Origin of the sequence: Nocardia flavorosea (assembly GCF_015477805.1) — a bacterium.
GTDB lineage: Bacteria > Actinomycetota > Actinomycetes > Mycobacteriales > Mycobacteriaceae > Nocardia > Nocardia flavorosea_A.
Genome location: NZ_JADLQL010000006.1, coordinates 280159 through 294800, shown reverse-complemented (window position 1 = coordinate 294800; position 14642 = coordinate 280159). Strand labels below are relative to the sequence as shown.

The following is a 14642-nucleotide window of genomic DNA, read 5'->3' as shown; positions in this document are numbered from 1 at the left end:
TCAGGCGGCGAGCTTCGCGATCAGCGCATCGGCCGCCGCGGCCGAAGAACCGGGGTTCTGGCCGGTGATGAGCAGTCCGTCCTCGACCACATAGGAACCCCAGTCGGGCCCCTTCGAGTAGTTTCCGCCGAGCTCGATCAGCTCGTCTTCGACGAGAAAAGGAACCACGTCGACCAATTCGACCGCCGCCTCCTCCGTGTTGGTGAAGCCGGTGACCTTCCTGCCTGCCACGATCGGGTTGCCGTCCTCGTCGGTGACGTGGCGCAGCACGCCCGGTGCGTGGCAGACCAGCGCGACCGGCTTACCCGAGCGCAGCGTGGTTTCGATCAGACGCCGGGAGCCGGGGTCCTCGGCGAGGTCCCACAGCGGGCCGTGCCCGCCCGGATAGAAGACGGTGTCGTAGTCGTCGGCCGAGACCGAGTCGAGCCGCACAGTGTCGGCCAGCGCCGCAGACGCTTCCGCATCGGCCTCGAACCAGTGCGTATCGTCGGTCTGGAAGCCGGGCTCGTTGCTCTTCGGGTCGAGTGGCGGCCGGCCACCGGCCGGAGACGCCAGCGTGATGTCGTAACCGGCCGCCTTGAAGCGGCGGTACGGCGCGGCGAGCTCCTCCAGCCAGAAGCCGGTCTTCTTGCCGGTATCGCCGAGCTGGTCGTGCGAGGTGAGGACGATGAGGACCTTCATATGGCATCTCCTTCGGGTAGACCTTCGGTCTCTCGTGCGGATCTCTGTGCTGCCGGCCCGAGTGAGCCGTCGGGCCGGCAACGTGGTCAGGCTCGTACGAAGCGCAGGAGCGCGGAGTTGACTTCCGCGGCGTGCGTCCACAGCAGACCGTGAGGCGCGCCGTCGACCTCGATATATTCTGCGTCCGGCACCAACTTCGCGAACCGGCGGCCGGTGGCGTCGATGGGCAGGATGTTGTCTTCGGTGCCGTGCAGGATCAAGGTCGGCCGCCCGGCGGCGCGCACGGCCTCGACATCGGCACGGAAATCCTCGAGCCAGGCCGGGACGACGGCATACGCCGCGACGGGCGCGCTGGTGACGGCGGTATTCCAGTTCGCCCGCACGACTTCCGCACTGATCCGCGTGCCGAGATTCCGGTCCAGATTGTAGAAGTCCTCGTAGAACGAGGTGTACCAGGCGTAGCGGTCGGCCCGAGCCGCGGCGACGATACCGTCGAACACGTCTTGCGGTACCCCGCCGGGGTTGTCTTCGCGCTGTACCAGGAACGGTTCCAGTGAGGCCAGGAACGCCAACTTGGCGACCCGTTCGCTCCCGTAGGCGCTGATGTAGCGGGCGAGTTCGCCGGTGCCCATGGAGAAACCGACCAAGATGACGTCCCGCAGGTCCAGCGTGGTCAATACGGTGTTCAGATCTGCGGCGAAGGTGTCGTAGTCGTATCCCACGCCGGCCTTCGACGACCGCCCGAACCCGCGGCGATCGTAGGTGATGACCCGGTACCCGGCAGCCAGCAGTTCACGCGCCTGCAATTCCCAGCTGTCGCCGTTCAACGGGTAGCCGTGGATCAGAACGACCGGCTGTCCGGTTCCGTGGTCCTCGTAGTACAACTCGATGTCTGTGCTGTTCTCGGTGCCTACGGTGATAGTTCCCATGAATGCCTTTCGTACGTGACGACAGGAGAAGGACTGTTCTCCACGATATGCCGACAGTCCACCGGGTCCCTCGCGCACCGCACGGGGACGACGAGATCGGCTGCCCTCGGCTGATCCGGGCAGTGTCACCGTATGTGTAGGCCAGCGGGTTCCTGTATGCCTGAACGACTCATATTCTGTGCTGAAAATGTCATCCGCCGATCCTTCTCTGGTCGAATCGATACGACAGCCCGGTAGCTTCGCGGGTATGGATCTGCTCGGCGACTGGCTCACCATGGCCGGTGTGCACGGAACTGTCGGCGCCCATATCGCTGCCGGGGGTGACTGGGGGGTGCGATGGGACGGGCAGGGCGACGCGGTGATCTACGCCGTGATCGCCGGTGCCGCATGGATCGAACCGGCGGGGCACACGCCGGTTCAGTTGGCAGCCGGCGACGCCTATCTCGTCGCGTCCGGAACCCCACATGCGCTCGCCTCCGATGCGGGTGCGATGCCGCGTCGTTGCGATACACGGCACGCAGACCGAACTCCCGGTACCGACGTGATGCAGCTGGGCACCGCACCCCCGGCGACGCATATCCTGGCGGCCCGCTATTCCTACGACACCGCGATCACCACACAGATTCTCGCCCTGCTGCCGACAACGGTCCACCTCCGCGCCGACTTCGGCGCCGGCTGTCTCGGCGACACCTTGCGCCTGCTCGCCCGTGAACTCGGTACGCCACGACCGGCCGCCGGCCTGGTCCTGGACCGGCTGGTCGACATCATGCTGGTGCAGTTCCTGCGGGTATGGATGGAAGGTGCCGCCCAGCGACCGGACCGCGCGCTGGCCTCGTTGCTGGGTGCCGCCACGGACCCGATCGTCGGCGAGGCCGTGGGTCTCATCCATGCCGAACCGGCCCGGCCCTGGACCGCGCAAACCCTCGCCGCCGCCGTCGCCGTATCGCGAGCCACCCTGATCCGCCGTTTCGGCGAGGTCATGGGAACGACACCGTCCGCATACCTCAATCAGTGGCGGATGGATCTGGCCTCTCGCCGGCTCCGCGACACCAACGACACCATCGAGGCCGTGGCACACCACGCCGGCTACACGTCGGTTCCGGCGTTCAGCCGGGCGTTCACCCGCGCGTACTCTGTGGCACCCGCTCGGTATCGACGGTCGGCAACCGAGTAGTTCAGCTGTTCCCGAGCGGGAGCCGATAGTCGGAGCGCTCCAGTCGGTCGGTAGCCCGCACGGCCCCACTCGGCTGTGATGGGGCGCGAACCGGCTCCGAGAGGACGAACAACCTCCCATGGAGATGGCACACCGGCCGCTGCGGATCGGCTCTGATAACCTGCGAGGTAGCGGCATGAGCGTATGTCGGGGGAATTTGCTGTGGCACCAGGTAATCTCGCCGATCAGGCGGCTGGGTGGTGGCATGGGGTTGCCCTTACGCTGTACGCGCGTGTGGGAACTGCCCGGTGTGGGTGCTCCCGTTGCCCGGGGGAGTCTCCGCGAGAACCATCCTGAATTCGCTGAAGCTCTCGCCGCACGATCGTGAGATCCAGCTGGGACCTCGATTCCCGCCTACAGTACGAGGTCGGTCAGCCGGGCCCAGTCGATGCGGATGCGAATGGGCAGGTCGACGGCGAATCCGGTGCCGGGCTTCAGTATTTCGCCGGGCCGGTAGTGTCCGACGCCGTGATCGAGCCCGAAAGTCTCTATCGATGTCACCTCGGTATCGGAGACGCTGACCAGCCAGTACCAAGGGATCCCGGCGGCGGCGTATTCGCTCATTTTCTCCAGCCGGTCGGTTTTGACGTGGCTGGGTGAAATGACCTCGACGGCGATATCGAGATGCCTGGCGGGCACGGGCCTGACTTCGGACGGTACGCATTCGAACAGGGCGATATCGGGTCGCCGGATGGTCGCCCGGGGGAACTCCCACAGTACGACATCGAAGTCGTGATTGACGTCGATACAGACCGAGGGATCCTGTGCCATATGGTCACGGGCTGCGGCCTCGAGCATGCTCATCAGCCGATGGACCGCCTTCTGGTGCGCCCGGGACGGGGATTCGCAGCGCACCGCGTCGCCGTTGACCACTTCGACCAGGCGGCAGAAATCTGCGGGCAGTTGCCGCCAGATCTCGACGGTGATCGGTTCTGGTTGGACATTGTCCGGCCGTGCCCAATCGAAGATGGCTGACATGGGTCGAATCTTAGTCCGTTCCCGGCGCTGTCATCGGCGCTCCACGCGCCGCCCCAGCCGGACATGTTCCTCGTCGCCGTCGCTGGACGTATCGGGGGCGGGACCAGCGAAACGACTGCGACCACCTTCTGCAGGGGTTACGACGCATGGGCTCGCGAGGCGGCTATGAGCCATTCCGCGCCCGGGGCCATCGGCGGGCGAGCGGACCTGGCGTCGATTATCCCGGGCAGCGACCAGTAACGTTCGACCCGGCGATCGGTGAACGTGGCCGGCTGGTCCGCGAGGCGGAGCGGGTCGGTACCGGTCGGGATCGCACGGCCGGGTATGTCGGCCGCTTCGGTGGATTCGGGTGCGACGCCCGCTTTGACGGCAGCGGTACCGGCGGCCATATCGATCTCCGGGATCTGGGCGGTCGCGGTCGCCGGTGACCGCCGTGCCTCGGCAGCGCTCCTGGAAGTCCTGGTCGCGGACCGGTTCGGCGGGTTCGATCCAGGCTCATGCCGGTGGCGATCTGGGCGCCGGGGCACACAAGTACAGCGTGGATTTTCCGGCCGGTGGAAGGCCGAGCCCTGCCGCGGCCGCGGCTCGGCAGTCGTAAACGGAGTGGAATCAGGGCTGGTGGGCGGCGGTTCGGCGGCCGAGCTCGCGCACGACGGCGGTGGACGCGGTGGTGGCGATATCGTCGATCCACACCGGGATCGGGGCGGCGCGCGCGATGTAGTCGCGGACCAGGCCGTAGGGAATGGCTTTGATCGCGGCGGTGGCGACCGCCATACCGAATTCGTCGGCGACGCCGAACTCCGCGGTCACGGCGTCTTGTATCGCGGTATTCATCTCGTCGTTGACGGTGGCGATCGCGGCCTTCAGGTCGTCGGTTCCGATATCGAGCAGTTCGTCGCGGTGGAACATCTTCATCGCTCGTGCCTCGGTGGGATGCTCGCGGCAGTAGCGCGGTAGGTACGCCGCGGCGGCGAGCAAGGGGTCCGGTCCGGACAGGGAGTCGATGAGGCCCGACTGGAAGCGGCGGATCGAGCGGAGCCACAGGCGGGCGAGCAGTTCGTCGCGGGAGGCGAAGCGTACATAGATCGAGCCGGTGTGCACGCCGGAGGCGGCGCTGATCGCGGCGATCGTCGGCCGGGTGATCGCGGGATCGGCGAGCAGGTCGCGGGCCGCGTCGAGGACCTGGTCATCGGTGAATCGCCGGGGTCTTGCCACCGGGTCAGTTTAGGGCATAGTTTTAGAATATGGATTCAAAAACTAGGCTTCCGGTGGTCGGCGGGCTGCTCGTCTTCATCGGGTCGGTTCATACCGTGATGGGTGTCGTCGTCTGGGCTACGCAGGACCAAGACAGCGAATTGTCGTTCTGGTTCACCGCTTTCGGTGTCGTTGCCGTCGGACTGGGGATCGCGGTCATGGAGATCGAGCGGGCCCGCGGATTCGTCACCGCGCCGATCCTCGCGGCCATCGCGGTACTGACCGCTTTCGGGCTGATCTACATGCCCCTCTCCGGTTTCCTCAGCCTGTTGCTGCCGCTCGCCTCAGGCGTGGCCGGCTGGATCAAGAGGCGCACGGTGGCTGCCGCGTAAGTCGCGACGGTGCCCGGCCCACGCCGGATGACCCCTCGGCCCGGCCCCTTCGGGGAGACCGGGCTACTGAATTCGGGACAGGGACATGGGCCGATGATATGCGGACAGCCAGACCGCCGAGCATGGCGACAAGAGTCCGGGCACCGGTCAGGCGAGGACGGCGGTGAGGTCGAGGCGGGTGAGGCGGTCGCGGTCGGCGAGGATATCGATGCTCGTGATGCGGTCGCCGGTGACGGTGAAGGCGAGCACCGAGAACGGGGTTCCGTCGAGGGTGTTGACCAGGCCCGCGCCACCGTTGACGACGGCGGGGTGGATGGTGCAGGTGGTGGCCATACGCCGGAAGGTTTCGGCCTGACCGGCGACGGCGGCGGCGCCGCGGATCACGCGCATCGCCTCGCCGGCATCGGCGCGCAGTACGACATCGGGGTCGAGAAGCCGGAGCAGTTCGTCGAAATCGCCGCCGCGGGCCGCGGTGAGGAAGGCGTCGACCACGCGGCGTTGCCGGGGTAGATCGGGGTTGGGAGTGGCGCCCTGGACACGACGGCGCGCCTGGCTGGCGAGTTTCTTGGCGGTCTGCGGCGTGCGGTCGACGATGGGCGCGATCTGCTCGTACGGCATGGCGAACATATCGTGCAGCACGAAGGCGAGCCGTTCGGCGGGACTCAGCGATTCCAGCACCACCAGCAGCGCCAAGCCGACCGAATCGGCCAGCAACGCCTCGTTTTCCGGGTCGGGGGTGGCCTCGCTGACGATCACCGGATCGGGCAGGTGGTCGGCTTCGAAGGGTTCCTCGTGGCGGGTCCGGCGGGTGCGCAGCATATCGAGGCAGACCCGGCCGGTCACCGTGGTCAGCCAGCCGCCGATATTGCCGACGTCGGAGGTGTCGGTGCGGGCCAGCCGCAACCAGGTCTCCTGGACCGCGTCGTCGGCTTCGGTGAGCGAGCCGAGCATCCGGTAGGCGACTGCCCGCAGATGAGTGCGGTGTTCTTCGAACCGGTCGGCCAGCAACTGCTCGTCCTGCACAGGGTCCTCCTCATGTCGTTCTGTACCGATGACGAATCGGAGCCGGCGAACGTGACCGGTACGGGTGGACGCGGGCATGTTTCTCGAGATCTCGCGTAGCGCGTCGGTTTCGTCTCGACGGATGTTACCCGCCGGGTGGTCGGTAAGCCCTGTCCCGCCGAGCCCGTTCGTCGCCCCCGCACCGCGGGCCTGTCGTGACATCTCCTCCGGTCATACGGCCGCCGGACGGGCCGCCGGGACCGCTCGCCGGCTATCGCGGAATCCGCCCTCCCACCAGGGATTTCTCCTGTTGCGGTCACGTTCTTGTCCCGGCGTTCGTCAGTGCAGCAGAACACGGTCCACCGCGGCGACCGGAGCCGGGAGCTCCCGCCTCGGGGACTGTTCGAACTTCTGCTGAAGGGAACAATCACCATGGAAGAAATCGCAGTTCACGGCACCGTGGCCGACGGGTACGAGCCGGTACGCGCGGAATTCGCCGCCGTCGTCGCCGAGGAGGGCGGCGCATCCGGCGCGCAGCTGGCCGCGTTCGTCCGTGGCCGGCAGGTGGTGGACCTGTGGGCGGGTGCGGAGGTCACCGGCACAACGCTCACCGGCCTCCACTCGTCGAGCAAGGGCGCGGCGGGTCTGGTGATGGCGCTGCTGATCCAGGACGGTGCGCTCGATATCGACCGGCCGGTGGCCCATTACTGGCCGCGGTTCGCCGCGGCGGGCAAGGAGCACATCACGGTGCGCGATGTGCTCGTACACCGGTCCGGGATCGTCGGAGTGGACGGCGGTTTCACCGTCGCCGAACTGGCCGACGAACAGATCATCGCCGAACGGGTGGCCGGGCAGCGCCCGCTGTTCGCGCCGCGCACCGTACACGGATACGGCGGATTCGTGATGTACGCGATCCTCGGCCAGGTCGTGCGGGCGGTGACCGGGAGTACCGTTCAGGAACTGTTCGAGCGGCGGATCCGCGCACCCTACGGCCTGGATGTGTACCTGGGTCTGCCCGCAGACCTGGACCACCGCTACCTCCCGATCCTGCCGTGGCAGGCCAGTGCGGAGATGGAAGCGGCGTTCGCCGCGAATTCGCCCAACCCGTACGGCGTCGCCGGTATCTCCTACAACCTCAACGCACGCGGTTTCACCGCCCCCGACGTGATGACGCTGCCCAACGATCCGGCGCTGCGCCGGCTCGGGCAGGCGTCGGCGGGCGGTGTCGGCAGCGCGCGCGGTCTGGCCACGATGTACGCGGCGGCCGTCACCGGCATCGACGGCCGGGAGCCGCTGCTGTCGCTGGAAACCATCGCGACGATCTCGGCGGTCCATTCCGGCGGCGCCGATCTGGTGCGTGGCGACCGCGCGCCCTACACATTGGGTTTCGAAGCCAAGAGTCTGCTGTACCCGTTCCTCGGCGCGCACGCCTTCGGGCACACCGGTTCCGCGGGGTCGGACGGATTCGCCGACCCGCATCGCGGTCTCACCTACGGCTACACCCGCCGCCGTGCCGCCTTCGCCTTCAACGCACCCGAGAACGCGCGGCTGGCCGCCGTCCTTCACCGCGCCGCGATCGACGCCGATATTCCCGCGGCTGCCTGACCCCCTCCACCCGAACTCCAGGAGTAACACAAACCATGTCCACTCGTAGTATCTCGACGATCGCCCGCGGCCGGAAACTCGCGCGCTGGGTTCCCGTGACCGCCGTCCTGGTCGAGACCGCGGTCGGCGCGTACTGGGATCTCGCCCGTATCTCCTACGTCCGTGAGTCGTTCGACCACCTCGGTTACCCCATGTACTTCGCCACGATGCTCGGGGTGGCCAAAACCGCCGCGCTCGCCGCGATCCTCACCCCGGGACACCCGCGCACCAAGGAATGGGCCTACGCCGGACTGGTCTTCGTCTACGGCGGCGCCGCCGTCTCCCACGTCGCCGCCGGTGACGGCCCGGACAAATGGGCCATGCCACTGGCGTTCGCCGCCTGCACCTTCGCCGCCCGCGCCTGGCTGCCGCAGGGCGGTTCGGTAACCGCCGCGCTGCCCGCGCTCGGCAGCATCGCGCGTCCTCGGCACGCCTGACTCCCGACCCCACCCGGATCCCCGGCAAGAGAACCCCACAAGAGATAAGGAAACAACAGTCATGAACGCGAACACCACACAGCAGGCCGGCTCCCGTCTGCCGAACCCGCAGCAACTCGTCCCGGCGCTGGGACAGGTCGGCGCGGCGCTGTTCGAAGCCACCGGTAACGGGGCCGTCCCACGAGTCACGATCGGCCTGGTCCAGCTGCGCGCGGGGCAGCTCGTGGGCAGCACCTACCTGGCCGTCCTGCATTCGGGAAACCTCCGCGCCGCGGGGGTATCCGAGGAACGGATCACCGCGGTCGCGACCTGGCGCGACGCCCCGTACTTCACCGATGCGGAACGCGCCGCGCTCGCCCTGGTCGAGGCGGTGCTGCAGCCGGCGCCGCACGGTGAGCGGGTGCCCGACGAGCTGTACGCACACGCGGCCGCACACTACGACGATGCCGCACTCGCCACCCTCGCGATGGTGATCGGTCAGGTGAACTTCTTCGTCCCGCTGGCTCTCATCGGCAAGCCGCTGCCCGGCCGGCCGCCGGCCGAACAGTGGACCCCGGTGCCGGCCTGACGGGTCGAAACGATCGGTGACCGGGCCGGGGCGACTACGCGCCCGGCCCGGTGCCCGTGCTCATACGCTGCGCTCGTTCGGTGGCAGGGACCTCGCTCGGGGCCATGACATCGAGCGAGGCGAACCCGCCGGCCGGAAGTGCGCAGCGTACGGCGAATGAGCGGCCCCGGTGGACGAGCCGTAGTGCTGAACGCCTGCGAGGTAAGCTGTTCGGCGTCCGCTCGCGGAGGTCGTGGCGGCGCCCGCTTCGCTCCGGGGCAGCCGGACGAAATCCGGACGAGGAGATGGAAAATGCTCGACACTGTCCGTGCCGCCGTGCTGATGGCCGCGACTCTGGCAACCGGACTGATGGCGGGAGTGTTCGGTATCTACGCGCTGGCGATCATGCCCGGGTTGCAGACCACCGACGACCGTACTTTTATCGGCGCCTACCAGGCGATAGACCGCGCGATCGTGAACCCGCTGTTCCTGCTGACCTTCATGGGGGCGCTGGTCCTGGCGGTGGTCGCGGCGTTGTTGCAGCTGGGTCCGGGCCGGGGAGCGGTGCTGATCTGGACGGCCGTGGCGGCCGTGCTGTATCTGATTGCGGTGGTGGTCACGGTGGCGGTTCACCTGCCGCTCAACGATGCGTTGAAGGCAGCGGGGGCACCCGCGGAGATGGCGGATCCGGCAGCGGTGCGCGCGGCATTCGACGAAACACGCTGGGTCGCGTGGAATCTCGTCCGGGTGGTGACGAGCGGGCTGGCATTCGGTTGCCTGGCGTGGGCGCTGGTGCAGTGGGGCCGCGTCCAGCCGGTCAGTTGACGCGGGCGCCGCAGGGCAACGGCCCGGATTCGAGGCCCGAGCGTTATTCGTAACGGACGGTCACCGACGGGGTGTCGGGGACGGCCTGGCAGGTGAGGATGTAGCCGTCGGCGAGATCGTCGTCGGTGAGGGCATCGTTGACCCGCATGGTGGCCCTGCCCTCGGTGAGTTCGGCCATACAGGTGGCGCAGTTGCCGGATTCGCAGGAGAACGGGGGAGAAAGGCCGGCGCGGCGGGCGCTTTCCAGGAGGGTTTCGCCGTCGCGGCGGGGGACGGTCTTCTTCTTCCGGTTGATGAAGATGGTCACCGTGCCTGGTTCGGCCGCCGGGGCCGGCTTCGCGTCTGCTACCGGACCGGTCGGTGCCGCCGCGGGAGTCGCCGGAGGCGGGTTGCCGGAGACTGTGACGGCCGGTGGGCTGGAAGCCGAGTCGGCCGGCGTGGGGCCGGAAAGGTTCGGGGTGGCGGGGGCGGGTGCGCCGCCGAACCGTTCCGAGAAGATCCGGCCAGGGCCGGGGAGTGCGTTCTCCACCAGTTCCATGAACGGTTCGGGGCCGCAGATATAGGCGTCGCCGGCGGTGTCCTCGCCGACGAATTCCCAAACCTTCGCCGCATCGACGTATCCGTGTTCGTCGTCGCGGTGCCGGACGACGGTCAATCGGTCCGGATACTTCGCGACCAGTTCGTCCAGCGCGGCCTCGAAGATTGCCGAGGGTCGGTCGCGGTCGGCGCACAGTAGCCGGACCGTGCGATCGGTGCTCGCGAGCGTGCTCTTGGCCAGGGAGATGATGGGGGTGATACCGCTGCCCCCCGAGAAACCGAGTACCGGAGTATCGCCCTCGCGCAGGCAGAACCGGCCGGTGGGGACGGTCAGCTCGACCTCGTCGCCTTCGTCGATGTTGTCGTGCATCCAGTTCGACACCGCCCCGCCGGGCACGCGTTTCACCGTGGTCGTGAACTCGGCATCGGTTTCGGGGGCGCTGGACATCGAGTACGACCGGAACAGCGGTTTGCCGTCGACGGTGACCTTGAAGGTGCAGAACTGCCCGGCCCGATAGGAGAACGGCCCGTCTTCGGGTTCCAGCACGAAGGTGCGGGTATCGGGTGTTTCCTCGACTATCCGGATTACCTTCGCGCGCCGGAACAACGGTGGTCTCGCCATGGCCGCCTCCTTCTGGTATTAAGATTCTATCCAGGCGAGAATAATATTCTCAAATTCGGATAGGAACAGCGATGAAGTGCTATCGGATCGGGGCGGCAGATGAGTGAGCCCACAGTGCCTCCCGAGCCCGCAGTGTCCGGCGATGTGCCCGCACCTGCTGCACCGGGGAACCTGCTCGAACCCGCCGCGCCCGGGAATGCGTTCCTGCCCGTTGCGTCCGGGGGAGTGCCCGAGGTCGCTGCGACCGCCGAAACCCCGGAGGTGGCAGCGGCCGCGGGGCAGGCGCGGCGCACCGTGCTCGCGTTCGAAGAACACGAATACACCCGCGCCGAACTGGACACCATGGCCGATGGTCTCGCTGAAGCGCTGGCGAGGCGCGGGGTCCGCTCCGGTGAGCGGGTGGCGTTGATGTCGTCGAACCGGCCCGAATTCGTGACTTCGGTACTGGCGATCTGGCGGCTGGGAGCCGCCGTGGTGCTGCTCAGCCCTGCTTGGAAGGAGGCCGAGGTCGCGCACGCGCTGGAGATCACCGGCGCCCGGTACACACTCGGCGATCACCCGGTGCTCGCCGGCCTCACCGAAATGTTGTCGCTGGACGAACCGCTGCCCGCTGTCACTCGCGCTTTCGCCGAGCCCCGCCCCGCCGCCGACGCCGTTCTCGTATTCAGTTCGGGCACCACCGGAATGCCGAAGGCGGTGCGGCACACGCACGGGTCCTTCGCAGCGGCGGTCCGGCACTGGCAGGACGCGCTCGGACTGGGACCCGGCGACCGGATCCAGGTCGCGACCCCGCCGTCGCATATTCTCGGCATCCTCAATATCGTCACCGCTCTGGAAACCGGCTGCTGGGTGCGGTTGCATCGCCGCTTCGACCTGCAGAAGGTGCTCGCGCATATCGAATCCGACCGGATCACCATCGAGATGGCGGTCGCCCCGATCGCGCTGGCCATGGCGCAGTATCCGGATCTGGAGTCCTACGATCTGTCCTCGCTGCGCTACATCATGTGGGGTGCGACGCCGGTGACGGCCAGTGTTGCCGAAACCGTCACCCGCCGCACGGGAGTCACCTGGCTCCCCGCCTATGGGGCCAGTGAACTACCGGTGATCGCGTGCAGTCCGCTCGACGACCCGCGGCTGGACAGTGTGGGCAAGGTGGTGCCCGGGGTCGAGGCCCGGGTGGTTTCGCTGGACGACGGGAAACCGGTCGCCGCCGGCGAGGACGGCGAGATCCAGTTGCGATCCGCCTCGGCGATGGCCGGGTATCTACCCGAATCCGCGACCGCGGCCGCGTTCGACGACGGCTGGTACCGCACCGGTGACGTCGGGAACCTGGACGCCGGCGGCTGGTTGCGGCTCACCGACCGGTCCAAGGAAATGATCAAGGTCCGCGGTTTCCAGGTGGCGCCCGCGGAGATCGAAACGGTACTGCACGGCCACGACGCGGTCGCCGATTGCGCGGTGTTCGGCGTGCCCGACGGGGCGAACGGAGAGGCGATCGTGGCCGCGGTAGCGACCGTCGCGCCGGTGACGGCCGACGAGTTGATGGCCACGGTCGAGCAGCGGCTGGCCGGATACAAACGGTTGAAGCAGGTGCTGTTCGTAGCCGAAATCCCGCGCCTGCCGTCCGGCAAGGTGCTGCGGCGAGTGCTGAAGGAGCGTTATGGACGTCCGGCTGACCAGTGAACAGCGGCAACTCCGGGACGCGGCCGCGAAACTGGCCGACGAACTGGGCCCCGGGTCCGTTCTGGACCTGGCCGACGAGAAACGCCGTGGCCGGCTCGAGGATACGGTGGCGGCGACCGGTCTCCGCGCTCTGCGGTCCGACGGTGCCTCCGGCGTCGAGGTGGCGCTCGTCGCCGAGGAGTTCGGGCGCGGGCTGGTGGATGTCGCGCTGCTCGGGCCGGTACTCGCCGACGATCTGCACGGCCGGTTCGACGATGATTCCGCGCGGTGGACGGTGGCGGTGGCGGGCACCGCGATCGACGCCCGCGGCAGCGACCGGGTGCTGAAACTGGAGCACGGCAGGCTGTTCGCGGGGCCGGTCGGCGAACCGCTCCCCGGCGCCGACCTCACCCGTGCCTCCGCAGCGGCCACCGGCCCGTGGGAGCCGCGCGGGGATATCTCCGCCGCGCACCGCGAACGCTGGCAGGCGTTGGCGCTCACCATTACCTGCGCAGACCTCGTCGGCACCGCACGCGGTGCGCAGCGGCTCGCTGTGGAGTACGCGAAAGTCCGCGAGCAATACGGTCACGCGATCGGCTCCTATCAAGCGGTGGCGCATCTGCTGGCCGAAAGCGAGGCCCTGATCGAGGGTTCGGTCAGCGTGCTGTGGCATGCCGCCTGGGCCGTCGACGCACTCGACCCGGCCGAGGCGGTGCGCGCGGCACGGATCGCCAAGATCTACGCCGCCCGCGCCGCCCGCACCGTCTGCGAAACCGCCGTCCAGGTGCACGGCGGAATCGGCAATACCTGGGAATGCCTGGCCCACGTGTATCTGCGGCGGGCCCTGGTGTCCACCGAACTGTTTCCCGTACGCCTGGAGGAGGCCGGTCTTGGACTATCGTGATTCCCCCGAAGAAGCAGCGTTCCGGCAGCGGTTGCGCGACTGGCTCGCCGGCGTGGCGGGTGAATATCCCACCTCCGGCGACGAGTACTGGGCTCGGCAGGGCGAATGGCATTGCGAGCTGTACCGGGCCGGTTTCTTCGGGTTGTCCTGGCCTCGCGAGTACGGCGGGCAGGATCTGCCGCCGGTCTACGACGTGATCCTCGACGAGGAACTGGCCGTCGCCGGCGCACCGCCGCGGCCGAGTCTGGGCTATCTGATCCAAGGGCTGGGGCGGCACGCGAGCCCTGAACTGTGCCGGCGCTTCCTGCCCGGCATGATCGACGGAAGTCAGCGCTGGTGCCAGGGTTTCAGCGAACCGGGTGCCGGATCGGATCTGGCGTCGCTCACCACCGTCGCCACCCGCGCCGGCGACGAGTACATCATCCACGGGCACAAGATCTGGACCAGCTATTCCGATATCGCCGATTGGTGTCTGCTGCTGGCGCGTACCGACCCGGAAGCGCCGCGGCACAAAGGTATTTCCGCGTTCATCGTCTCGATGAAACAACCCGGGGTACAGCAGCGGCCGCTGGAGATGATGAGCGGTGTAACGACCGAATTCGGCCAGGTGCTGCTCGACGGGGCGCGGGTACCCGCCGACCAGATGGTCGGGGCGCCCGGCACGGGCTGGAAACTCGCGATGACCGTTGTGGGACACGAACGCGAACCATCGACCTTGGGCTATGCCGCGCGCTACGGGAAACTGGTGCGGCAGCTGGCAGCCCGCGTGGACGGCCGGGCGCCCGACGAACTGGCCTGGGCCGCCGTGCAGTCGGAAATGCTGCGGCTGCACGTCCGCCGGCGCTTGTCCGAACAGCTCGACGGCGTAACGCACGGACCGCAGGGCTCCTTGGACAAACTGCTCATGACGTGGGTCGACCAAGCGGTCGGGCAGGCCGCCCTCGCTGTCGCCGGAACCGGCGACCAGGAAATGTTCGGTTCCTACCTGTACAGCCGCGCGCAGAGCGTGATGGGCGGGACCTCACAGATCCAGAAGAACATCATCGCCTCGCGCATCCTCGGATTGGGAGTCTGA

General features: G+C 67.9%; 16 protein-coding genes. 9 read left to right on the top strand and 7 right to left on the bottom strand.

Annotation, left to right across the window (positions count from 1 at the left end; genetic code table 11):
* The gene (locus IU448_RS25355) at window positions 1-681 is read right to left on the bottom strand and encodes a type 1 glutamine amidotransferase domain-containing protein (protein WP_195058200.1); all 681 of its coding nucleotides are present in this window, start codon (window positions 679-681) and stop codon (window positions 1-3) included.
* Window positions 682-767: 86 nt separating this feature from the next.
* On the bottom strand, window positions 768-1610 hold the full coding sequence (locus tag IU448_RS25350; RefSeq protein WP_195058199.1) for an alpha/beta fold hydrolase: 843 nt from the start codon (window positions 1608-1610) through the stop codon (window positions 768-770).
* A 247-nt stretch (window positions 1611-1857) separates the two neighbouring features.
* Between IU448_RS25350 and IU448_RS25345 the strand changes: the two genes are divergently transcribed.
* Complete coding sequence (locus tag IU448_RS25345; protein ID WP_195058198.1) at window positions 1858-2784, top strand: AraC family transcriptional regulator; 927 nt, start codon at window positions 1858-1860, stop codon at window positions 2782-2784.
* A gap of 393 nt (window positions 2785-3177) precedes the next feature.
* Here IU448_RS25345 and IU448_RS25340 read toward each other — a convergent pair whose 3' ends face one another.
* The 3 genes from IU448_RS25340 to IU448_RS25330 all read right to left on the bottom strand — a co-directional run bounded on the left by IU448_RS25340 (window position 3178) and on the right by IU448_RS25330 (window position 5016).
* Window positions 3178-3801 carry a Uma2 family endonuclease gene (locus tag IU448_RS25340; RefSeq protein WP_195058197.1) on the bottom strand — a complete coding sequence of 208 codons (624 nt, stop codon included), beginning with the start codon at window positions 3799-3801 and terminating at the stop codon, window positions 3178-3180.
* Window positions 3802-3938: 137 nt separating this feature from the next.
* Window positions 3939-4190 carry a hypothetical protein gene (locus IU448_RS25335; RefSeq protein WP_195058196.1) on the bottom strand — a complete coding sequence of 84 codons (252 nt, stop codon included), beginning with the start codon at window positions 4188-4190 and terminating at the stop codon, window positions 3939-3941.
* Between the two features lie 220 nt (window positions 4191-4410).
* Window positions 4411-5016, bottom strand: coding sequence for a TetR/AcrR family transcriptional regulator (locus IU448_RS25330; protein WP_195058195.1), 606 nt, complete (start codon window positions 5014-5016; stop codon window positions 4411-4413).
* 29 nt (window positions 5017-5045) lie between these two features.
* Between IU448_RS25330 and IU448_RS25325 the strand changes: the two genes are divergently transcribed.
* Window positions 5046-5387 carry a DUF6463 family protein gene (locus IU448_RS25325; protein ID WP_195058194.1) on the top strand — a complete coding sequence of 114 codons (342 nt, stop codon included), beginning with the start codon at window positions 5046-5048 and terminating at the stop codon, window positions 5385-5387.
* Window positions 5388-5534: 147 nt separating this feature from the next.
* Here the strand turns inward: IU448_RS25325 and IU448_RS25320 are convergent, their stop codons facing one another.
* Window positions 5535-6410 (bottom strand): sigma-70 family RNA polymerase sigma factor, encoded by an 876-nt coding sequence (locus IU448_RS25320; protein ID WP_324188716.1) that lies wholly within the window; start codon window positions 6408-6410, stop codon window positions 5535-5537.
* 411 nt (window positions 6411-6821) lie between these two features.
* Here IU448_RS25320 and IU448_RS25315 point away from each other — a divergent pair, with 411 nt between their 5' ends.
* From IU448_RS25315 to IU448_RS25300, 4 genes are all read left to right on the top strand, one after another.
* The gene (locus IU448_RS25315) at window positions 6822-7994 is read left to right on the top strand and encodes a serine hydrolase domain-containing protein (protein ID WP_195058193.1); all 1173 of its coding nucleotides are present in this window, start codon (window positions 6822-6824) and stop codon (window positions 7992-7994) included.
* A 35-nt stretch (window positions 7995-8029) separates the two neighbouring features.
* Window positions 8030-8470 carry a DoxX family protein gene (locus IU448_RS25310; protein ID WP_195058192.1) on the top strand — a complete coding sequence of 147 codons (441 nt, stop codon included), beginning with the start codon at window positions 8030-8032 and terminating at the stop codon, window positions 8468-8470.
* Window positions 8471-8531: 61 nt separating this feature from the next.
* Window positions 8532-9038, top strand: coding sequence for a carboxymuconolactone decarboxylase family protein (locus tag IU448_RS25305; protein WP_195058191.1), 507 nt, complete (start codon window positions 8532-8534; stop codon window positions 9036-9038).
* A 291-nt stretch (window positions 9039-9329) separates the two neighbouring features.
* The gene (locus IU448_RS25300) at window positions 9330-9842 is read left to right on the top strand and encodes a DUF1772 domain-containing protein (RefSeq protein WP_195058190.1); all 513 of its coding nucleotides are present in this window, start codon (window positions 9330-9332) and stop codon (window positions 9840-9842) included.
* A 43-nt stretch (window positions 9843-9885) separates the two neighbouring features.
* Here the strand turns inward: IU448_RS25300 and IU448_RS25295 are convergent, their stop codons facing one another.
* Window positions 9886-11001 (bottom strand): ferredoxin--NADP reductase, encoded by a 1116-nt coding sequence (locus IU448_RS25295; RefSeq protein ID WP_195058189.1) that lies wholly within the window; start codon window positions 10999-11001, stop codon window positions 9886-9888.
* Between the two features lie 99 nt (window positions 11002-11100).
* Between IU448_RS25295 and IU448_RS25290 the strand changes: the two genes are divergently transcribed.
* Genes IU448_RS25290 through IU448_RS25280 form a run of 3 tightly spaced genes read left to right on the top strand, consistent with a single transcriptional unit; the run spans window position 11101 to window position 14642 of the window.
* Window positions 11101-12684, top strand: coding sequence for a class I adenylate-forming enzyme family protein (locus IU448_RS25290; protein WP_195058188.1), 1584 nt, complete (start codon window positions 11101-11103; stop codon window positions 12682-12684).
* The gene (locus IU448_RS25285; protein WP_195058187.1) at window positions 12662-13567 is read left to right on the top strand and encodes an acyl-CoA dehydrogenase family protein; all 906 of its coding nucleotides are present in this window, start codon (window positions 12662-12664) and stop codon (window positions 13565-13567) included. Before IU448_RS25290 ends, IU448_RS25285 begins: the two co-directional genes overlap by 23 nt.
* Entirely contained in the window at window positions 13554-14642 is a 1089-nt protein-coding gene (locus tag IU448_RS25280; protein ID WP_195058186.1) for an acyl-CoA dehydrogenase family protein, read from the top strand. Before IU448_RS25285 ends, IU448_RS25280 begins: the two co-directional genes overlap by 14 nt.